Source organism: Flavobacterium sp. ASV13 (assembly GCF_000745775.1).
Lineage (GTDB): Bacteria > Bacteroidota > Bacteroidia > Flavobacteriales > Flavobacteriaceae > Flavobacterium.
In genome coordinates this window covers 65,086-85,792 of record NZ_JQJY01000008.1, presented here as the reverse complement: position 1 = coordinate 85,792, position 20,707 = coordinate 65,086, and the positions used below count along the sequence as shown (strand labels likewise).

Sequence of the window (20,707 nt, the reverse complement as noted above, 5' to 3'; positions counted from 1 at the left end):
ATTTGTCGATTTGAACTAATTAATATCGATTTCAAACTAATAGACAAGTAGTTACCTTTTATTTATGAAAAAAATAGTTGAATACCGTAAGTTACTAAACGTAGAGAAAACTGCAGAGTTAAAAGATTTAAAAACAATCTATCGTAATGCGATGAAAGAATCTCATCCTGATAAATTTGTTGGAAATGAAGCTGGTTTAAAAGAAGCAGAAGAAAAAAGTAAAACGATCATCGAAGCTTACCACTTTTTAGTAAGTATTCACCCTGATACTATTAAACTTAATTTACCTGAATATACTGAGACAATTTCAACTTGTACTATTACAGATTACAAATTTGTAGAAGGTCGTTTGATTATTGATTTCTCTAACGGAAGTGTTTACGAATACATCAGTGTTCCTAAAGCAACTTACGTGAAAATGGTAAATGCTGATTCACCAGGAAGATTTGCAAAAAGACATATTCTGAACTCTTTTACTTGGAGAAAGAAAACAAATCAAGAATAGTTTTTGATCAAAAATATACCTAGAAGCACTCTCATTACAGAGTGCTTTTTTTATGCCTTAAAAATGCTAAATTGTTTATTTTCATTCAAAATAAATACACAATTAATAGTTTCAAAACATATAAAACAAGCAAATCGCTTGATTTTAGGGACTTTAGAGCATAAAAAACTATAACAAAATTTTAGGTTACAAAATTCTTGATGTTCTATATTTTTAAATACTTTTGTTGCACAAATCAATTAACTAATTAATATTTATAATGAAAAAAATATTTTTTTTACTTACAGCTTCTGTAGCAATTATTTCATGCAGCAAAGTTAAAGACGGAGAGTATCTAATTACAGGAACTGCAACAGGAATTGCAAACGGAAAAACTATCATCCTTCAAGGTCAAGATCCAGTAACGCACATGACAGTTGCCCTTGATACTGTAAAAGTTGAAAACGGAAAATTCGAAATAAAAGGAAAAGTAACTGAACCAGCTTTTCATACTTTAATTCTTCAAGATGCAAATGCACCAATTCCATTTATCTTAGAAACTGGAGAAATTGCAATCGCTATTGACAAAGACAGCATCCACAAATCTAAAATTACTGGAACTTACAACAACGAAGAGTTTGTAAAATTCCAAGACGAACTTAACAAAACTTCTAAGAAATTAGTAGATTTTCAAAAAAACAATACTGCTAAAATGCAACAAGCTCAACAAGCTCAAGATACAGCAACTATCAACGGTTTGATGAAACAATACATGGAAATCCAAACAGAAGTTCAGAATGATACTAAAAAGAAGTATGTTACTTATGCTGAATCTCACCCAAAATCTTTCATTTCTGCTTTAATCGTAAAAGGAATGTCTGAGGATCCAACTGCTGATGCTAAAAAAGTAGAAAGCATTTACAATTCTTTAGATGAGGAAGTTAAAAACACAACTCCTGCTAAAGAAGCTAAAACAAAAATCGGTCAAGCAAAATTGCCATCAGTTGGTGCATCAGCTCCTCCTGTAGGCAGCGCTAAATGAAGAGCAGATTTTTCTGCACCAAATCCGGAAGGAAAAATGGTTTCGCTTAAAGAAAGTTTAGGCAAAGTAACTATTGTAGATTTTTGGGCATCATGGTGCGGTCCTTGCCGAAAAGAAAACCCGAACGTAGTTGCTATTTATAAAGAGCTACATTCAAAAGGATTAAACATTATTGGCGTTTCTTTAGATAAAGAAAAAAGCAAGTGGACTGAAGCTATCGCAAAAGATGGTTTAACTTGGACACATGTTTCGAACCTAAAATTTTGGGATGAACCAATTGCTGCACAATATCATGTTGAATCAATTCCAGCAACTTTTATTCTTGATGCATCAGGAAAAGTGGTAGCTCAGGATTTGAGAGGTCCAGAATTGAAAGCAAAAATTATAGAGCTTTTAGCTAAATAATATCAAATATCCAGAATAAAAAAATCTCCCTCGTGGAGATTTTTTTTTATCTAATTGTTTTTAGAAAAAAATATTCTTAAAAAGTATATTAAAAAAATTGAAGCCAAGGGAATATTTTAAAGATGGCTTAAAATTTTTATGATAAACCGATTGTTAAACGATCCTAAATTGGATACTATTTTCTCCATTTTTATTTAAAATTACCAGTAAGAATAATAGCTGACAACTTTTACATATCCTGAATCAACTATATAAATCATAAAATTACACAAAGAATAATCTTACTTTTTAAAATAAATAAAAAAATATTCAATAAGATTCCTTTTTTATTTATTTCAATTCCAACGAATTAAAAAGCAACTTTAAAATAACTGAAAATTAAGTCATTTTTTTGTTTGGAAATGTAGAAAGAGTTCCTATCTTTGCCACCGCTTAGAACAACAAAGCACAACAAGCTGAGATCGGGGAGATACTCAAGCGGCCAACGAGGGCAGACTGTAAATCTGCTGTGTGAACTTCGCAGGTTCGAATCCTGCTCTCCCCACAAAAATCCTAATCATTTGATTAGGATTTTTTTTTTGACAAAGTTTAATGCTTAGAATTCTTTTCAAATAAAATTAAAATAGTAAAACCTGCAAATCCTAGAATTTGCAGGTTTTATTATTTTATGGTAGTACCCATTCGTCTCAAAATGTCTTTTTTAAAAAGCGTGAATTATTTTGTTGCAAGCAGTTCCATTATCTTATCATAAATTGTTGTGTTTTGGTAAACTCCCATAAATTTATCTGAACCTGGTCCGTAAGCAAAAACAGGAACAGGAATAGCCGTATGATCGTTTGTACTGAAACTTCCATGTACATATCCTTTCTCTATGCTTCCATCAATAAGAGATAATCCGCCGGTTTCGTGATCGGCAGTTACAATTAAAAGTGTTTCTGGATTTTTGTCTACAAATTCCATTGCCTGTCCAACCAGCTTATCAAAATCCAGCATTTCACGAACCACATATTCTACATTATTCTGATGTCCGCCGTAATCAATCTGCGCTCCTTCGGCCATGATGAAAAACGGATTTTTTGTTTTCGAAAAAGTGTTGGTCGCTTTCGCTAAAGACTTAGTCAAGAAATCTCCTCTTCCATTTTTTATAGAAACCACTGCTGCATCTTCCAAAACAACAAATCGGTTATTTTTGATGGTATCTAAACTGGAGAATTTATCTGAAAATGTATATCCTTTTTCCTTCAATGCTTTAGACAAATCTTTACCATCTTTTCTAGAGATAAATTCTTTTTGCCCACCTCCAATTAAAATATCAGAAGGATTTGTCAGGAAATCATTTGCAATAGGTTCGCTTAAACTTCTTTCTGGCTGATGTGCATAAAATGCGGCTGGAGTAGCATCTGTAATATTTCCCGCAGAAATAATAGCGGTTTTATAATTTTTAGCAGCCAACTGTTTTGTGATCAATTCCAAAGGTTTTCCATTTTCATTTACGCTGATAAAACGATTTTTGGTTTTGTGTCCAGTTGCCATTGCAGTCGCTCCCGCAGCCGAATCGGTAATATAACTGTCCGAAGCTTTTGTAATAGAAAATCCTTGAGTTGGAATATTAAAAAGACTCAACTGACCTTTATTAGCTGTATATCCAGAATAGATTTGTGTTAATCCCATTCCGTCACCAATTAAGAGAATTACGTTTTTTGGACGCTTATTTTTGAATGCATTTTTTGGAACGTAAGCTTGATGAAATTCTGTATTCTGGTAAAATGTCGTTTTAATATTATTAATGAATTGAGTCAACTCAGTCACTTTATCTGTTCCGATAAAATCGACTTTCAAGTTCATCAAAGTCATATACGTATTCACATTATCTTGTGTCGCCCAGAATCTTATTTTTTTATTTTGATCGTGAACTTTCTTAATGATCGCTTGAATTTTTTCAGCATCTGGTTGCGTCAGAACGCCTTTTCCATTCCAAACTGTAATCTCTTTTAAATCTTCGCTGATCATTTCAACTTTTGCCAATTGATCTACGGTATAATTTTCATTCAGCCTTCCATCAAAATAAATAAAATCTGGATATGCTGCCCAAAGAGACGGCAAAGGTCTGTTTCCAGAAATCACCACTTTTATGTTTTTGTTCGAAATAATATCGGGATACGTTTTTAACTGCTGTGTGATTGTTTTTAAAGTCGAATCGGCATCTGACTTTATATCAATCATTAAAATTAATGGCTTATTACTTGGATAAGCTTTTCCCTGCAAGGTTTTTAATTTAGAAGAAAGCGGTTCCAAATACATACTTTTTAATGTATTCTGAGAACTGATTTCTTTAGAAGTATGCGCAACAAACAATTCGTTATTTACTAAAAAAACATCGGCTTCAATAACGCCTGTTTCATTTGAATAAGCACCATAAAAAGGCAATTTACTTTCGTAATCGTTGTGAGAATGAATGTTGGAAGAACTGTATTCCTGTGCTTGCGCGAAAAGCAAAAACTGAAGGCAAAAAAGGGTGATTATTTTTTTCATCGAAAATAAATTAAATAGCAAAAAGCTGTAGGTAACTTCTTGATATGTTTTGAAACAAAAAAAGGTTTTACTATTTTTTTACAACTGCAGCCTCCTGACAAAGACTGCAGCGTAAAAAACTAAAAAAACACAATGAAATTATTGATTACCAACCTTGGTTTTGAGTCAAGGCACCTTTGCTCACTGCAATTTCGTCTGGTGGTATTGGCCAAACATGGTGTATCGCAGGATTAAAATTACGAGCAGGATAAATTACGCTTCCATCATAATGGTGCAATGGTTTTGCATAAGTATCTTTTGCATCTCCCCAACGCACTAAATCGAAATGACGATCTGTCCATTCTCCTGCTAATTCGCATCTTCTTTCTCTTTTTAAATCAGTTAATGTTGCTCCAGAAAGATCGGTAAGACCTGCGCGACGACGGATCATATTGATTTCTGTATCTGCATTTTGACCTTTCATTAATTTCGCTTCCGCTAACATCAAAATCACATCTGCATAACGCAAAAGCGGAACGTTTAAAGCTGTTGAAGGTTTATCTCCGTTAGCATTTACATAACGAATATCGACTCCACCAGATGTTGTTTTTGGATAACTGAATGGCTCCATATATTTTTTAAACTGATAACCTGTTCTGTTACTTGAACTTACAACATATTTTCCTTCATTAAAAGTTACTGTTTCTCCAAAATAAACAAACTTGTCTCCTTTTTGTAAAATTGTAGCGCTTCTTCTCTTATCGTTCACTGCGTAAGTATCAAACAATTCTTTTGTTGGATAGAAATTTCCCCAGCCGTTGTAAACTCCCCAGCCTTTATCTTCTAAACAAACTCCAGGGAAAATAGATCCTAAAGAAGTATTTTGTGCACTTGAAGTTACCGACCAAATGTATTCTGTAGACCAGTTATTACTAATTTTAAACACATCTTCAAAATTGTCAAGCAATTTATGTTTTCCACTTGCTACAATCATGTTAGCATATTTAATCGCATTGTCCCAATCTTTTGCATACAAATATGTACGAACCAAATAAGCCCACGCAGCAGTTTTGTGCGCGCGTCCGTAATTGTCTGGTGTAAGCTGATTAAAGTATGGCAATAAATCGGCAGCTTTAATTAAATCGGCAGCGATATATGCATAATTTTCGGCAACATTTTTAGCACGAGGAACATAAACATTTGTTGGGTTTGCTCTGTCCTGAATAGGAATTCCGGCACGATCATCACCATAACGATAAGCCAATTCTAAATGCATTACAGCATGATTAAAATAAGCTTCACCCAACATTCCATTTTTTGTGCTTTCTTCTAAAGGCATATTTGGAATATTGCGAATAACATCATTACAACGTTTCATGATTTCGTAGTGAATTCTCCAGATATCTTTTGTATCTGATTCAGCTCCGTCTACAATAAAATTCTTAATACGTTCTGCATTTTGTCTCGGTTTTGTTCCAATATCGTCGCTGGCATTATTTAACCAAAAGAAACCACGACCATACATATTATCATCAGAATACAGAGCGTAAATTGCGTTTACTCCGGCTTTTGCATCTGCTGGTGTTTTCCAGAAATTTCCGCTTGACGGAGCTCCTTGTGGAACCACATCAAGTTCACTTTCGCAAGACGAAACGCCAGCTAAAAGCACCAAACTCATTAATAAAAGACTTATTTTTTTCATTTCAATTGTTTTTTATTTTTTAAAAAGTTGCGTTAACACCTGTCATGTAAATACGAGAAAGCGGATATTTTCCTAAATCCATTCCAAAACTTCTAAGACCAACTTCAGGATCCATTCCAGAATATTTTGTGATTGTAAAAAGGTTTTGTCCCGAAATAAAGAATCTCAATTTCGCTTTTCCGTTCAACCAGCTTTCATTTACTGTATAACCAATCGAAACGTTTTTCAATCTTAAGAAAGAAGCATCTTCAATATACAAATCAGAAATACGTCCGAAGTTATTGTTATTGTCTGTTGAAGAAAGAACTGGCACGTTTGTATTCGTATTTGTTGGCGACCATGCATCTTTAGATTCAGCAAGTAAATTATAACCTGGAAAAGAAGCATTTAAACCTGTATATTTCACTGCATTGAAAACACTATTTCCTGCAGCTCCCGTAAAGAAGATATTCATATCAAATCCTTTGTATCTGAAATTAGCATTTAAGCTGTAAGTTGTTTTTGGAAACGGACTTCCCAATACTACTCTATCACTGTTGTTGATTACGCCGTCTCCATTTTCATCTTTAAATTTAATATCTCCAGCAACTGCATTTGGCTGATACGCAACACCATTTGAGTTTACATACGCTTTTGCTTCAGCATTACTCTGAAATAATCCGTCAGTTGCATATCCATAGAAAGCACCAACTGGACTTCCAACCTGATAAATATTTGCTAAAGGCAAACTACGAACTCGACTTAAACCTAGCGGTTCTAGAGAACTTAAATCGTCTTTAATAGAAACAATTCTATTGCTTAAGAATCCAGCGTTTCCTGTAACATCAAATTTAAAATCTCCACGTGTTTTTTGGTACGTTAAACTAACCTCAATACCTTTATTTTCAACATCTCCAGAGTTTACAATTCTTCCTTGTGGAGTTCCAGAAACTCCTGGCAATTGATCACGAACCAACATGTCTTTGTTCTTTTTAACATAAGCATCAACAGATCCGATTAAACTGTTATTCAACATTGTAAAATCTAAACCAATATTGGTCTGCTCAGAGCTTTCCCATTTTAAGTTAGGGTTTGATAATTCGCTTTCAGCATATCCGTAATTGATTGATGGTGTAGCTCCAATTAAAGCCTGAGTTTGTGATAAAGGCACACTAAATTGATATGGTCCAAGGTTTCCTAAATTTCCAATTTCCCCCCAGCTTGCACGTAATTTTAGACTGCTTACAATTGGCTCCAAACCTTTCATAAAACTTTCTTCAGAAATTAACCAACCTGCAGAAAAAGAAGGATATACTTTCCAACGATTTTCTTCTAATAATTTTGAAGTTCCATCGCGACGTACGATTCCTGATAATAAATATTTTTGATTGAAATCGTAGTTAATTCTTCCCACATAAGAAGAAATAATCTCATCTGATTTTCCTGCTCCTGTTTGCTGAATTAATTTGGCATTCAATAAATAGCGTTGTGATGGATCTTCGTTGTCAAAACCAGTTCCTTCAATTGTATAAAAATCTCTTTTAGTTTCTTGGAAAGTATATCCAGCTAAAGCTTTCAAATTATGTTTTCCAAATGATTTTTCGTAAGAAATAGTCTGTTCGCTCAATAAATCGGTAATTGTCATATTCTTCAATGTCAATCTATTGAAATCGAATATTTTTCCAGGTTCTGTAACTTTTACAGTAAAATCTGTTGCGTTATCCTGAATTCTGGTATAACCCCAGTTTGATTTAATTTTCAGTCCTTGAACAATTTCCCACTCTGCATACGGATTGATCAAAATGGTAGAAATTGGATTTTTATTATCTAATCTTTTCAAATACGCCACCGGATTGATTACGTCTCCATAAGAACCAATATATTTCTCAGGAACACCACCAAATTGTCCAGAACCATCTTCTCTGTAAATCGTTGCATTTGGCGGATACAAAATTGCCGCTTGAATTGCTCCTGTGTACGAACTTGAAGTATTAGCCGTTTGACCATTTGTTAAAGAGTATGATAAATTTTCTCCAATAGTAAAATTATCAGCCAGTTTAAAAGATGAATTTGCTCTAACTGTATAACGTTCTCCGTAAGTATTCAGCAAAATACCTTCATTTTTTCTATAACTTCCAGAAAGAAAGAAATTTGTTTTTTCTGTTTTTCCGTTTACAGAAAGAGATAAATCCTGAATTTCTCCTGTATGGAAAATTTCGTCCATCCAGTTTGTTTTTGTTGTTCTTGCTGTTGGTTCAAAAGCAGGATCAAATGCTGGAATTCTTGGCAAACCTGCATTATCTCTTGCTAGATTCATAGCATCAGCATATTCTGCAGCGTTTAAAACCTCTAGTTTTTTTGCTACATTTTGAAAACCACCTTGATAATTTACATTTACATTAATTTTATCCGAAATTCCTTTTTTAGATGTAATTAAAATTACACCTCCAGAAGCTCTCGCACCATAAATTGCTGCAGAAGCCGCATCTTTCAAAACGTTGATCGAAGCAATATCATTTGGATTTAAAGTATTTAAAGATCCGCTGTAAATAATTCCGTCTAAAACAATTAAAGGCGTTTCAGCATTTAAAGATCCGATACCACGAATATTGATTGTTGGCGAAGAAGTTGGATCACCACCATCATTAATAACCGTAACTCCAGCAACAGTTCCTTGTAATAATTCGGCAGCATTGTTGTACGTTCTGCTCGCTGTTTCTTTCATCGAAACCGAACCTACAGCTCCTAAAACTTCATTTTTTTTCACACTTCCGTAACCCATCACAACTACTTCTTGAAGTTGTTTTACATCGGCTGCTAATTTTACAGTAATGTTTTGCGAACTAGTCACTTTTACTTCTTGATTTACATATCCAACATAAGAAAAAACAAGCGTCGCTTCTGAAGCATTGATTTCCATTTTGAATGTTCCATCAAAATCTGTTGTAGCTGTTGCGTTAGAACCTTTATCTTTAATTCCAACACCTGGCAAAGGCATATTATCGTCTCCGCCATAAACAGTTCCAGAAATAATAAGTTTGTTCTGATCTGCTACTTTTAGATTTTTCTTAATTACGATATTATTGTTCACAATTTCATATCGAAGCGCAGCGCCACAGATTTTATCTAACGCTTGTTCTAGCGTTACATTATTGAGTTTTAAACTTAATTTCTGATTGGTATTGACTTGGCTGCTTTCGTACATAAAATGCACATCAACCTGATTTTCAATTTTTTGAAATATATTTTTTATACTTTCATTTTCAACTTTCAAAGTTACTCTTTGATTAATGTCAACATTCTCGGCGTTTACTGTCACCGCCGCAAAAAACAAAGCCATAAACAGGAATAATTTCATCCCTATTGTCATTATGCTCTGGCACTTTACGGCAGACCGCATTTGTTTTTCATTCATAATTTTTAGATTTAGTTTAATTGTTTTGTTTATTGAGTTTCTACGTAGTTTATTTTTGAATTATTCTATTTTATAAATTCCTGAATCCATTTTATAATTGGCATTGATGATATTACATACCAGTCCAATTACCTGATCGGCAGGCATTTCTTTAAAATATCCACTTATTTTTAAAGGGGTTAAATTTTTGTTTTTGATTTCAATGGCAACATTATAATTGCGATTTATCGTGGCAACAACTTCTGTCAGCGGTGTTTCTTCAAAAACCATAATATTTTTTCGCCACAACGAAATCGTGTTTACCGGAATATCCTTAAAAGCCTGAAGTTTATTATCGTGTGATTTAAAAACCACTTTTTGTCCTGGTGTTACATATACATTTTCCTCAGTAACAGTCGATTTCACGTTTACTCTTCCCGTCATCACCGAAACTTCTTGCGTTCTTTGGTCTGGATAAGCCTGAACATTAAAACTGGTTCCGAGCACTTTTGTATCCATTTTATTGGTATGAATTATAAAAGGATGCTTTTTATCTTTGGCTACATCAAAAAAAGCTTCTCCGCTTAAGTACACTTCTCTAGTACTTCCTTTAAATACTGTAGGATATTTTAGCACACTTCCTGCATTTAGCCAGATTTGTGTTCCATCGCTTAATTTTATTTGAGCATGTTCGCCTAATTTTACTGCAAATTGTTTGCTTTCAACAGAATTTGATGTTTGATAAAAAAACACCGATAATCCCATTAAGAAAATTAAAGATGCGGCAACAGCCCAGTTTTTATATTGAAAGGAAATAACTTTACCCGTATTCTTGATTTGTCTTAATTCTTTTTTTAACTGTGAACGATCGGACTGAATTACTTCCATATTATCAAAAAAATCATCTGTACGGTCGTACCATTTATTCCACATTTCTTGCCCTTTCGGGGAATACTTTCCGTCTAAGAAGTTTTTTATTTCGTTGTTTTCGCTATTTGAATTTTCAGGCATTATAATTTCTTTATGTCTTTAATAGTATGTCTTGGAAATTGAATTTTGAGGTAGGCGCAGAAGGTTACGCTTCTGTTAAGAAAAAATTGGATTCTTAATCTGAATTTTACTTTTAGTTGAATTCGCCTAAATAGGTACGCATGAATTTTAGCGCATACGTAATATGGTATTTTACCGTTTCGATAGAAACATTAAGTTCTTCGGCAATTTCTTTATTGGTATAATGTTTTACACGGCTTAGAATAAAAACTTCTTTTGATTTTTTAGGAAGCAACATTGCCGCTTCATCAACAGCTTTTCGCAATTCATCATAATAAATAGCATCTTCTGTTGCGTTTTGACTTGTATAAGCCACCACGTTTTTATCCAAAACTTCCTGAATATACTGACCCGTAACTTCGTGAGATTTTATATAATCTAAAGTCATGTAACGAACAGAAGTATAGATGTAAGCCGCAAAACTTTTCTGGATTACAATTGTTTTGCGTCGTTCCCAAATAGAGGTAAAAACTTCCTGCACAATTTCTTCTGAGATTGCGATTGATTTCATTCTCAAATAAACAAATCGAACAAGTACATCGCGATATCTAAAATAAAGTTCATCAAAAGCTTTATCCTTGCCCGATTTTAATAATTCGACAAGTTCTTCGTCTGTAAACTTCTTATACATGATACATTATTTTGGTATGAATAATCAAAAGAAAAGCGCTGGCAGAAACACTTTTTCTGATTGGGTTCTGATAATGTTCGTGTTCTTTAAAAAATGACATATACAAAGTATTGGGTTCTTCTTATATGTCTCCAAAATTAAAACTTGGGGTAGGTCGATTAGGTTACGTTTACATTAATAAAACCATAGTAAAATGAAACATATTATTAACATTTGAAGTCAAAGGTTAGCTGTAAGTAAGTCTACTTGCACTTTTGAAATTTCAGATTCCTCTAATTTTGCAGTAAATGGCTAAGGCGATTTTAAAAGATATTTAACAAGCGGAGTGGATGCCTTTTTTGCCACAAAAAGTTAAGACGTTTTTTAGAAATTTGATTTTCATGCAATATTGTGGCAATACAGATTTAAAAAAGAATAAATGCAGGTAATATGCAGATTTCAAGCTTAAGATTCAATCCTGCTCTCCCCACAAAAAAGTAAAACCTGCAAATCTTAGGATTTGCAGGTTTTTTGTTTTATACACCTTTTTATTTTTTTTTACTTGGCAATTGCCGATTCCAGTTGCTTTATCAACACTTCCCTTTCCATAGGATATCCTGCTTTCGAAAGCTCGTAACTACCATCTTTACTTAACACAATATAGGTTGGATACCCCTGCCCTTTGGTTTTAGTCATAATATCTTGTGTCAGTGCTTCATTAGCAAGAATGTGGAATCCTTCTAAACTTTCATACGAGATAAGCTTTTTCCAGTTTTCAGGATTATGGCTATCGTGATTCGCTACATATAAGAATTGAACGTCCTTATCTTTAAAATAATCATGCAAAGCCTGACTATTTTTATTGATTTCTTGTCGACAAGGTGCACACCAGGTTCCCCACATATCAATCAAAACAGTTTTTCCTTTAAACTGGCTGATAAGTTCATCAAAATTTTTCAACTGATCCCCTTTGTCTACAAAAATCATTTTATCATTCAAAGCTTTTTTATTGTTTTCAATGATTTTATTAATCGCAGGTTCAAATTGATTTATATAGTTGCTATTAGGAAACTGATTCTTGAAATTTTCGAAAATTTGTGGCAAATTTTTATTATTTTCAGCTTCAAGAGATTCTGTAAAAAAGACAGCATAAGCATATTCGGCTGATCTTCCTGTATAATATTTTTGAATAATTTTCTCGGTCAATATATTTGTCATATCATCAAAAAAGAGCTTACCACCTTCTTCAACAGAAGCATTATACCATTCCTTAAAAAAGATAGCCTGATTAGCCCCAGAAGCCTCATGCCATAGTTCTTCCTTCTTACGTCCCAAAATATCATAAACAAAATGTAGATAAAATGGAGCATTCATTGCTTCGTCGTTGTTTATTTTAATTTTCGAAAATAATTCCTCCCTACATTGTTTCCATTTATTCAAATTACGAACATAAGCCTTTTGATTACTAAATTTGTTGTTTTGTTCAAAGGAGTAGAAAGCTTGAGGCGCGAAATATTCTAGATTAAATTGCCATGTTTTTATAAATTCCTTTGAAGGCTTGTAGGTTTTGATATATTTATCCAGAACATTTTTATTATGTAATGAAATATCTTTGATCTCTTTATAAGCCCTATCTGGAAGAGTATCTCCAGTAAATTTTTCCTCGTCAAAACGTGACAAAGAATTTAGTAACTGATTATTCTCTTGATGTGTTCCCTTAACTTTTACATTTTCCGCTTTTAGTGATGAATCAATTGTAATGCGAAAATCATCTCCAGGTGAAACAAATAAATCACATGATATGATAGTTCTTATACTCTCAATGTAATAGACCAGATTTGCTATTTGAGGATGTGAAATGTTAATTTCAACACTAAAATTTCCTGTTGACTCTATAGGAATTTGAAAGTGAGTCTCCTCTTTGCTATCAAAATATTTGTTTGGTAAAGATATATAGGCTCCATCCGGCACCCTTTCAAATATCCCTTTAATTGTAGCCTTCTGTGCAAAAGCTGAAAAAGAAATGGTAAGAGAAAAAAGTATGGCAAAAAATTGCCTTGCCAATAACGAAATCTGGTGTTTACTGTGTTTCATGATTATTAAAATGTTTAGTTCTTTGTTCTAAAATTCAAATAGACTTGTTTAGAAATATTTCAATAGCTGGATGTATTATTTTTCATACTAATACATAAGTGTATAAAAACAAACATATCCCCTAATCCAAAAGCTTTTTTCTTACTTTTTTAATATCTAAAACAATATAATTCCAATCAAATCATCCTTCAAACAATCAGTTAAATGGATATTTTCACTTTTATAGCGCTTTCTATATGCTTCTACACTGTTGAATCTGAAATAACATTAAGAAGTATTATTACAATTTAATTGCACCTTAGTTTTACAAATCTGTTATAATCCAAATAGATAAACTTGTTTCAATTTATAATCTGCAACCATTTTTTAAGGTTTAAAAAAGTAAAATTTTCTTTTATCCTATAATTTTAAAACTGGAAAAAGAATCTCATGTGAAACAAACTTCTGAATTATGAAAAATCTAACCGCTTTTTTAATCGTCATGCTTTTAGCAGTTACAGCTTGCAAAAAAGATCAACCAAAAGACAATCAAAACATTGCTGACTCATCAGCATCTTCTGATTCTATAACCGCCATAGCAAAAGAGGCGTGGATCTACGGATATCCAATATTTTATAATTACAAAGCCATTTACGCCAGCGCATTAAACAAAGAAGACAGAGCATATGTTGGTTTTAATAAATTTAAAAGCTTTGCAACGAGTGCTACTCCTGCAGATACTTTAGTAATAACAATAAATAATGACACTCCATATTCTATGGCTGCCCTTGATGTTTCTAATGAGCCTGTAGTTCTCGAGGTTCCAAAAATTGAAAAAGATCGATATTACGTAATGCAGCTCGTAGATTTGTATACATTCAATTACGAATATATCGGAACCCGTGTAACTGGAAATAATCCGGGAAAATATCTAATTGCAGGACCGGATTGGAAGGGCGAAACGCCAAAAGGAATTGACAAAGTATTACATTCAGAAACCAATTTAATATTTATAGTCGGCAGAACTCAGCTTCATGATCCGTCCGATGTTTCTAATCTGAAAAGAATTCAAGGTCAATACCAACTAATTCCATTACACGAATACACGAAACAGCCTGCTCCTCAGCTTAAAAAATACAATCTTCCACTTCCTTCATGGAAAGAAAGCGATTATGGTTCTTTGGAATTTATCAATGTATTAAATTCATTATTACAATACGCAAGCGAAGACAGTAGCGAAAAAGAACTTAGGGCTCGTTTTACGAAAATCGGAATTGTACCGGGAACTTCTTTTGATAGTTCTAAATATTCGCCGGAAACTATTAAAGCAATAGAAAAAGGAATTGCAGAAGGTAAACAGGAACTAGAAACTACTTTAAATAATCTTAAAGAATTTGGAAACCTTTTTGGCACAAGAGCAGAACTAAAAAACAACTACTTAAATCGTGCAGTCGCTGCAGCAGCCGGAATTTATGGAAATACAAAAGAAGAGGCAGTTTATACCGGAGGAAGTAATGATAAAAACAATCAGCCACTTACTGGAAACAATAATTATATTCTAAAATTTAGCAAAAATGAACTTCCCAAAGCAAAATACTTCTGGAGTATAACCATGTATAATCTTCCGAAACGTTTTCTGGTTCCAAATCCGATTAAAAGATATTCGATTGGAAATAAAACTAAAGGTTTGAAATATGAATCTAATGGAGATCTGATTATTTATCTTCAAAGTACATCGCCTGGAAAAGATAAAGAAAGCAACTGGCTTCCTACTCCGAAAAATGAAAAATTCATGTTTGTTACAAGAATTTACGGCCCTGAGCCTGATGTTATAAACAACGTTTGGAAAATGCCTGTACCTGAAATTGTGAAATAATTATTTAAAAACAAAAACGATCAGAGAGGTCTTGAATTTTTTAATAAGTACATAGAAAAAATCCCTATAAAAATATATTATAGGGATTTTTTTTCTGATTGAATTTTTACTATTTAGATATAAATTTACTTCACTTCTTCAAAGTCTCCCGGCTTCCATGTACCGTTAAAAGCACCAGTTTCAGGCCCATAAATACGGATGTAGGCAAACCAACCTCTGTTTGGCAACGTTTTTATCCATTGTCCTTCTTTACCTGCCGGGGCTTTTGGTCCAAAGTATAAATCAATACTTTTACCGCCTATTTTGTCTTTCAGCTCAAACAAAGAACGAAGTGCAGCCTTGTTTTGATCTGTAGCGACCTGACTTCTCGTTATAGCGTCATAAATAGTGACCGACCAGAATAATTTTGCCGGAACCGGAGTTGGTATCGTTAATTTATACGTTTTGCCACCGTCAACATATTTTCCTTCAGCATCTTTAAGCCCTAACCAATACAAGGAACCACCGCCCTCTTTTCTTCTAAACATAGACGGAGAAGCTCCAATAGCCTGATAAAACCATGTTTCGCGTCCATCAAGATCAACGTAATTTTGTGTATTAAAATCACCATCTTCAAATCGGAGTGCCACCCATTCCCATTGACGATCTTTCCAAACGATACGGTCAGAACGGCGATCAGCAAACGATTGTACACGCATTTGTGCATTAGCTATTTTTGCTGCTTTTTCAAGAATTGCTTTTAACCTGTCATCAGGTTTAAAAGGCTGTCCTTTTTTAATCCCTAAAACTGCCAGTTCGCCATAATAATTTCTGTAGCCTTCATAAACAGGTTCGCGCTGTATAACATCATTTAAATTTTCCCAATATTTGATATTATTTTCCCAAGCAACAGGCGTAGTATTTTGAGGTTTATCTGTCAGGTCAAGCCATACTGGCTCTTTCCAGTCTGCAGGTTTATTCAGAGGATATACTTTTACTGTTTTGATTCTGGCTATGGCAGCCTGAACATCTCCTCCAACAGGAAGCGAACGAATACCTACAGTTAAATTATTTGAAGAAGATTTCCAGACATGATAACCTGAAGCTGGTACTGCTCCTTTATACCCAGGTGGCAAAAGTAAATGCTTTCCTCCATTTCCGGCATCAGGCCCAGGAATTCCCATATCTGCTACCCATCGTTGGTTGACATCCATTGCCACCACAATAAGGGGGCCTTTCGGAATATCTATAATCATAGGCCCGCCAGTCAGATCAATTGGGATTGGTCCGTAAGGTGTGTCTGAATTCAGGGTAAAACCAATTTGTCCTGGTTTGGTATCTAAAGTTCCAAATGATTTATTTGGAATAATCTTGATACTGTCATTTCCTTTAACTAATCCTTCACCAGAAACCGTTGGATAGAAAAATTTATACGCTTGAATAGCTCTTGTTAAATCGGCATCATCATAGGCTTTTTTTATTGCCGCATCTGTAGGATAGCCTCCCACAAATTCATAATCTGAAACTGACTCTGACTCATTTGAAACAGCGGTTTCTTTGGTACTTTCGGTTTCTTTTTTACAACTTGTTACTATCAAAAGCAGAAAAAAGATACTAACTAATTTTTTCATGGAAAATGCTTTTTGGGTTAAACTTTAAAACAATATCAAAGTTATTACCGCAAAACAATTTTCAATTAGACTAGCATCTGAAATAGGTTGCATCTTATAATATGCAACAAAGTTTATTATAAAAAACAGGTATTACTCCAGAGTTTACAACGATTCAAAAAAATCAAAAGCTCTTTTCTCGGCATAAGAATACATTGAATCACGAAGCGGAAAAGCGCAATGTCCTCCATATTTTGGAGTTTCCAGATAAACATATCGGCTGTTTTTTGCAATAGCTCTCGGGTAACATCTTTCTCCTAAAAAAGGATCATCAAGCGAATTAATTATTAAAACCGGAGTTGTAATATTTTGAAGAGAAAATTCAGGAGATACGCGTTGATAATAATCATCTTTGCTCTTAAAACCATGCAAAGGTGCTGTAAAATACTGATCAACTTCATCAAAAGAAGAGATTTTATCAATCTGATCGCTGTTTATAAAATCAGGAAACTGCGCTGCTTTGTATTTCAGCTTTTTCTTAATATCAATTGTAAAATTCTTTAAGTAGACTCTGTTGAAACCTTGTTTAAGTACTTCAGCGCTTGTTGCAATATGTGTTGGAACAGAAATCGAAACTGCAGCTTTTATACGTTCATCGATTTTTGTCCAGCCAAAATAATTCAGCAACTGAACACCTCCCATCGAGTAACCAATCATATAAACCTCTTGGAATCCTTTTCTCAAAACAAACTGTACTACCTCGTCAAGATCGTCAACAGCGCCGTGATGATAAAGCCTCGGCAAACGATTCATTTCTCCTCCACAAGTGCGATTATTCCAGGCAAAAACTGAAAAACCTTTTTCTTCAAAATAAGAGGCACAGCTATTATTGTAAGTTCTTCGTGAATCACCTTCTAAACCATGACATAAAATAACTGCCTTCTTTGAATCATTTATAATAAAATCAATATTTATAAAATCGCCGTCATTTAGTTCAAGTTTTTCTCTGGTATAGCCAGGAACTTCAAATTTTTTGAACAAAGCGGCATAAATAGTAGAGACATGCCTGTTGCGATGAATAATAGCGGGAGAATCATATTCTGATTGTTCAATTATTGGCATGATTAAAAAAGTTTTTATGTTGGTTCTTACAAATTTAAGAAATCAATCAATATGTAAATTAATACTGTCTTTTTTATTTCACGAACTCAAAAAAAATATTGAATATCTAAACCGAATAAAACTGAGATAACACTTTATTTTTTCTCAAAATACAGATAATTAGTAGTATTGCTGACATCCCGCAATCTTACCTGAGAATTATTAAACTCAAACAATTTCCAATTGTTGTTTAGTTTACTTAATAAATCGGAGCTAAAAGTTAGTTTTAATTCTCTAACATTATTTTGAACACTACTATCCCACTGTCCTGTTTCTGAAGTTGAGCCTTTTGTCGCCACTACCGATTTATCACCTTTGAAAACAAACGAATAACCGCTATACGAAGAAGTTTTTTCCGAATCACTGAAATAATAAGGAATTCCCCATGAACCTTTTGTTATCGCACCAACAAAATCAAGCGTTACAATATTATTTTCAGGACAATAATCGATTGCATATTTTATGGCATTTTCGAAATCTGAATTATTTGAAAGCGATTTTGTCTGATTATTGTAATCCACTATAGAAATTGGATATTTTAACGAAATATACTGGCTGGCGTTCAAATTTTTGATAAAATTAAAAAACGCCTGATCGCTTATAATCGTTGTCGAACTTGCAGCTTGATTCGCGCTGTTATAAATATTAATTGTGATGGGATAATTAATATTTAATCCATTTATTTTTGATAAAAGATCCGGATATTGGTTCCAATAATCGATTAAGGAATTAAAATCGGCCTCATTTGGAATATTTTTTTCGATGTAATTATAATATACCATCGTTACCGGAAAATTTATTTTTACGATATCATCATCAGCATTGCTTGCATTAATATTATCGGTTACTTTTTTATAATCTGCAGCGCTGTTTATCGCAATTTGTGTGTTATTGACAGTAACTGTGTATGGAGGTTTTATAGTACAGTAAGTCGATCCGTCAATTACATTATCCTGAACGGTTTGCACCATTGCAACTCTTTGCAGATAGGAAGTCAGAGGCGAAGAATTTGTCATTGTTCCCTGTGTATTATTACCCTGTTCATCCATTTCACTTTGGCAAGACAATAAGAACAAAAAAACAACTAGAGATAAATATTTTTTTAGCGGAAACATACTTATATTTTTACAAAGGTAATAAAATTTAAAAAACTGTTTTTCAATAAATTCGGCATTAAAGCTTTTAATTTTTCTTTTAAAAAGTGTAACCATTACACGAAAATAACATTTTATGTCTCTATAAAACAATCAGCTTTACTTTTACCCTACTTAAACCAAAAATAAATACTTTTGTACGGTATCAAATCGAAAATTTAAATGCCAACTAAAAACGAATCAAATACTTGCGACGAAATTATTTTTTCGTCTTTTTTTAAAAGCCACATTAAAGCGCTTAGAAATTTTCTTTTTTACAAATTTGGCAATCTAAATCAGGCAGAAGATGTCGCGCAGGAAGCTTTTGTAAAGCTTTGGCAAAACTGTGCATCGGTACCGCTCGAAAAAGCAAAATCATACATTTATACGATTGCAAATAATAGCAGTCTCAATGAAATTGCGCATCAGAAAGTGGTTTTAAAATATGAAAAAAACTTCACTGGTTTAGATAAAACCAATGAAAATCCAGAATATATTTTGGAAGAAAAACAATTTCAGTCAAAACTTCTGAAAGCAATTGAAAACTTAAACGAAAAACAACGTGTTGCTTTTTTGATGCATCGAATTGATGGAAAAAAATACAGTGAAATCGCACTTGAATTAAACATTAGCGTAAAGGCTGTCGAAAAACGAATTCATCTCGCGTTAGTAAGTTTGCGTAAAGAAATTGATTTATAAAAGTAGGGTAAATTTAGTTCCAATTGTTTTAATTATACAATACAAGAAAATGAAAAAAAATCGCTTATTAGCAAAATGGCTCAACAATGATTTGTCTCAGGACGAATTAGCTGCATTTGAAGCAAGTCCCGATTTTGAAAAATACCAGAAAATTAAACAGTATACAGATCATCTAGCAATGGATGATTTGGATGAAAACGCTATGTTGTCGAATATTCTGAAACAGAAAAAAGCAACTCCAAAAGTGGTTCCGTTGTACAAAAAATGGGCTTTTCGAGCGGCGGCTATATTTGTTTTGGCACTTGGCGTTACGCTTGCATTTAATTTTTTGACACCTCAAACACAAACAGCAGGTTTTGGCGAGCGAACTACTTTTTCATTGCCTGACAACTCTACGGTAGTTCTAAATTCAGGTTCTGAAATAAATTACAAAAAATTAAATTGGGATAGCCATAGAACTCTTGATCTAAAAGGAGAAGCTTATTTTAGAGTTGCAAAAGGACGAAGATTTGAAGTACATACCAATTTGGGAAAAGTTACTGTTCTCGGAACACAATTCAATGTTAAAGCCAGAAAAAACAGATTTGATGTTGTGTGTTATGAAGGACGCGTAAAAGTAAATTATGCAAATACCCAAATTGTATTGACTCACGGACAAAGCGTTAGTTTCGAAAATAAAAACCAAACAAACACAATTGTAAATGTATCGAAACCTGAATGGATGGATAATCAAATAAGTTTTTATAAAGAAGATATTCGAAGCCTTCTAGATGAAGTTGAAAGACAATATAACATTACAGTCGAATTAAATTCTAAAGATACAACCTCTTTATTTACAGGAAAATTACCAGCCAAAGACTTAAATGTAGCTTTGCATATTATTAGTACAACTTATCATTTAGAGGCCAAAAAAGTCTCAGAAAATAAAATAATTTTTGACGAAAAATAAATGTTGCTCCCCAAACAATTTCATTTTTTGTTTTTCCTTTTTTTTCTGGC

Annotated in this window: 14 protein-coding genes, 1 tRNA gene and 1 pseudogene; 7 read left to right on the top strand and 9 right to left on the bottom strand. The window is 33.3% G+C overall.

Annotated elements, in window-relative coordinates; genetic code table 11:
- The first annotated feature begins 64 nt into the window (after positions 1-64).
- The 4 genes and pseudogenes from GQ47_RS16920 (at position 65) to GQ47_RS16905 (ending at position 2,475) form a co-directional block, all read left to right on the top strand.
- Positions 65-505: a KTSC domain-containing protein gene (locus GQ47_RS16920; RefSeq protein ID WP_035650904.1), complete on the top strand. Its 441-nt coding sequence runs from the start codon at positions 65-67 to the stop codon at positions 503-505.
- 259 nt (positions 506-764) lie between these two features.
- Positions 765-1,526 (top strand): DUF4369 domain-containing protein, encoded by a 762-nt coding sequence (locus GQ47_RS16915; protein ID WP_035650901.1) that lies wholly within the window; start codon positions 765-767, stop codon positions 1,524-1,526.
- Between the two features lie 18 nt (positions 1,527-1,544).
- Positions 1,545-1,931 (top strand): annotated as a pseudogene (locus GQ47_RS16910) (peroxiredoxin family protein); the annotation flags it as partial.
- Between the two features lie 463 nt (positions 1,932-2,394).
- A tRNA-Tyr gene (locus tag GQ47_RS16905) sits at positions 2,395-2,475 on the top strand.
- Between the two features lie 170 nt (positions 2,476-2,645).
- Here GQ47_RS16905 and GQ47_RS16900 read toward each other — a convergent pair.
- The 6 genes from GQ47_RS16900 to GQ47_RS16875 form a co-directional block, all read right to left on the bottom strand.
- A complete protein-coding gene (locus GQ47_RS16900; RefSeq protein WP_035650898.1) occupies positions 2,646-4,463 on the bottom strand; it encodes an alkaline phosphatase in 1,818 nt (605 codons plus the stop codon).
- 145 nt (positions 4,464-4,608) lie between these two features.
- Positions 4,609-6,144: a RagB/SusD family nutrient uptake outer membrane protein gene (locus GQ47_RS16895; protein WP_035650895.1), complete on the bottom strand. Its 1,536-nt coding sequence runs from the start codon at positions 6,142-6,144 to the stop codon at positions 4,609-4,611.
- A gap of 19 nt (positions 6,145-6,163) precedes the next feature.
- A complete protein-coding gene (locus GQ47_RS16890; RefSeq protein ID WP_051951611.1) occupies positions 6,164-9,538 on the bottom strand; it encodes a SusC/RagA family TonB-linked outer membrane protein in 3,375 nt (1,124 codons plus the stop codon).
- A gap of 60 nt (positions 9,539-9,598) precedes the next feature.
- Entirely contained in the window at positions 9,599-10,528 is a 930-nt protein-coding gene (locus tag GQ47_RS16885) for a FecR family protein (RefSeq protein WP_035650893.1), read from the bottom strand.
- Between the two features lie 112 nt (positions 10,529-10,640).
- Positions 10,641-11,198, bottom strand: coding sequence for an RNA polymerase sigma-70 factor (locus GQ47_RS16880; RefSeq protein ID WP_035650890.1), 558 nt, complete (start codon positions 11,196-11,198; stop codon positions 10,641-10,643).
- 537 nt (positions 11,199-11,735) lie between these two features.
- Positions 11,736-13,271 carry a TlpA family protein disulfide reductase gene (locus GQ47_RS16875; RefSeq protein WP_051951609.1) on the bottom strand — a complete coding sequence of 512 codons (1,536 nt, stop codon included), beginning with the start codon at positions 13,269-13,271 and terminating at the stop codon, positions 11,736-11,738.
- Between the two features lie 451 nt (positions 13,272-13,722).
- Here GQ47_RS16875 and GQ47_RS16870 point away from each other — a divergent pair, with 451 nt between their 5' ends.
- Positions 13,723-15,126 carry a DUF1254 domain-containing protein gene (locus GQ47_RS16870; RefSeq protein WP_035650886.1) on the top strand — a complete coding sequence of 468 codons (1,404 nt, stop codon included), beginning with the start codon at positions 13,723-13,725 and terminating at the stop codon, positions 15,124-15,126.
- Positions 15,127-15,251: 125 nt separating this feature from the next.
- Here GQ47_RS16870 and GQ47_RS16865 read toward each other — a convergent pair whose 3' ends face one another.
- The 3 genes from GQ47_RS16865 to GQ47_RS16855 all read right to left on the bottom strand — a co-directional run bounded on the left by GQ47_RS16865 (position 15,252) and on the right by GQ47_RS16855 (position 18,925).
- Complete coding sequence (locus GQ47_RS16865; RefSeq protein ID WP_035650883.1) at positions 15,252-16,736, bottom strand: DUF1254 domain-containing protein; 1,485 nt, start codon at positions 16,734-16,736, stop codon at positions 15,252-15,254.
- Positions 16,737-16,880: 144 nt separating this feature from the next.
- Entirely contained in the window at positions 16,881-17,837 is a 957-nt protein-coding gene (locus GQ47_RS16860; protein ID WP_035650880.1) for a YheT family hydrolase, read from the bottom strand.
- Between the two features lie 134 nt (positions 17,838-17,971).
- Entirely contained in the window at positions 17,972-18,925 is a 954-nt protein-coding gene (locus GQ47_RS16855) for a hypothetical protein (protein ID WP_238568002.1), read from the bottom strand.
- A gap of 267 nt (positions 18,926-19,192) precedes the next feature.
- Here GQ47_RS16855 and GQ47_RS16850 point away from each other — a divergent pair, with 267 nt between their 5' ends.
- Both GQ47_RS16850 and GQ47_RS16845 read left to right on the top strand, forming a co-directional pair.
- Complete coding sequence (locus tag GQ47_RS16850) at positions 19,193-19,708, top strand: RNA polymerase sigma factor (RefSeq protein ID WP_035650877.1); 516 nt, start codon at positions 19,193-19,195, stop codon at positions 19,706-19,708.
- Between the two features lie 49 nt (positions 19,709-19,757).
- Positions 19,758-20,657 (top strand): FecR family protein, encoded by a 900-nt coding sequence (locus GQ47_RS16845; RefSeq protein ID WP_035651372.1) that lies wholly within the window; start codon positions 19,758-19,760, stop codon positions 20,655-20,657.
- Positions 20,658-20,707: the final 50 nt, after the last annotated feature.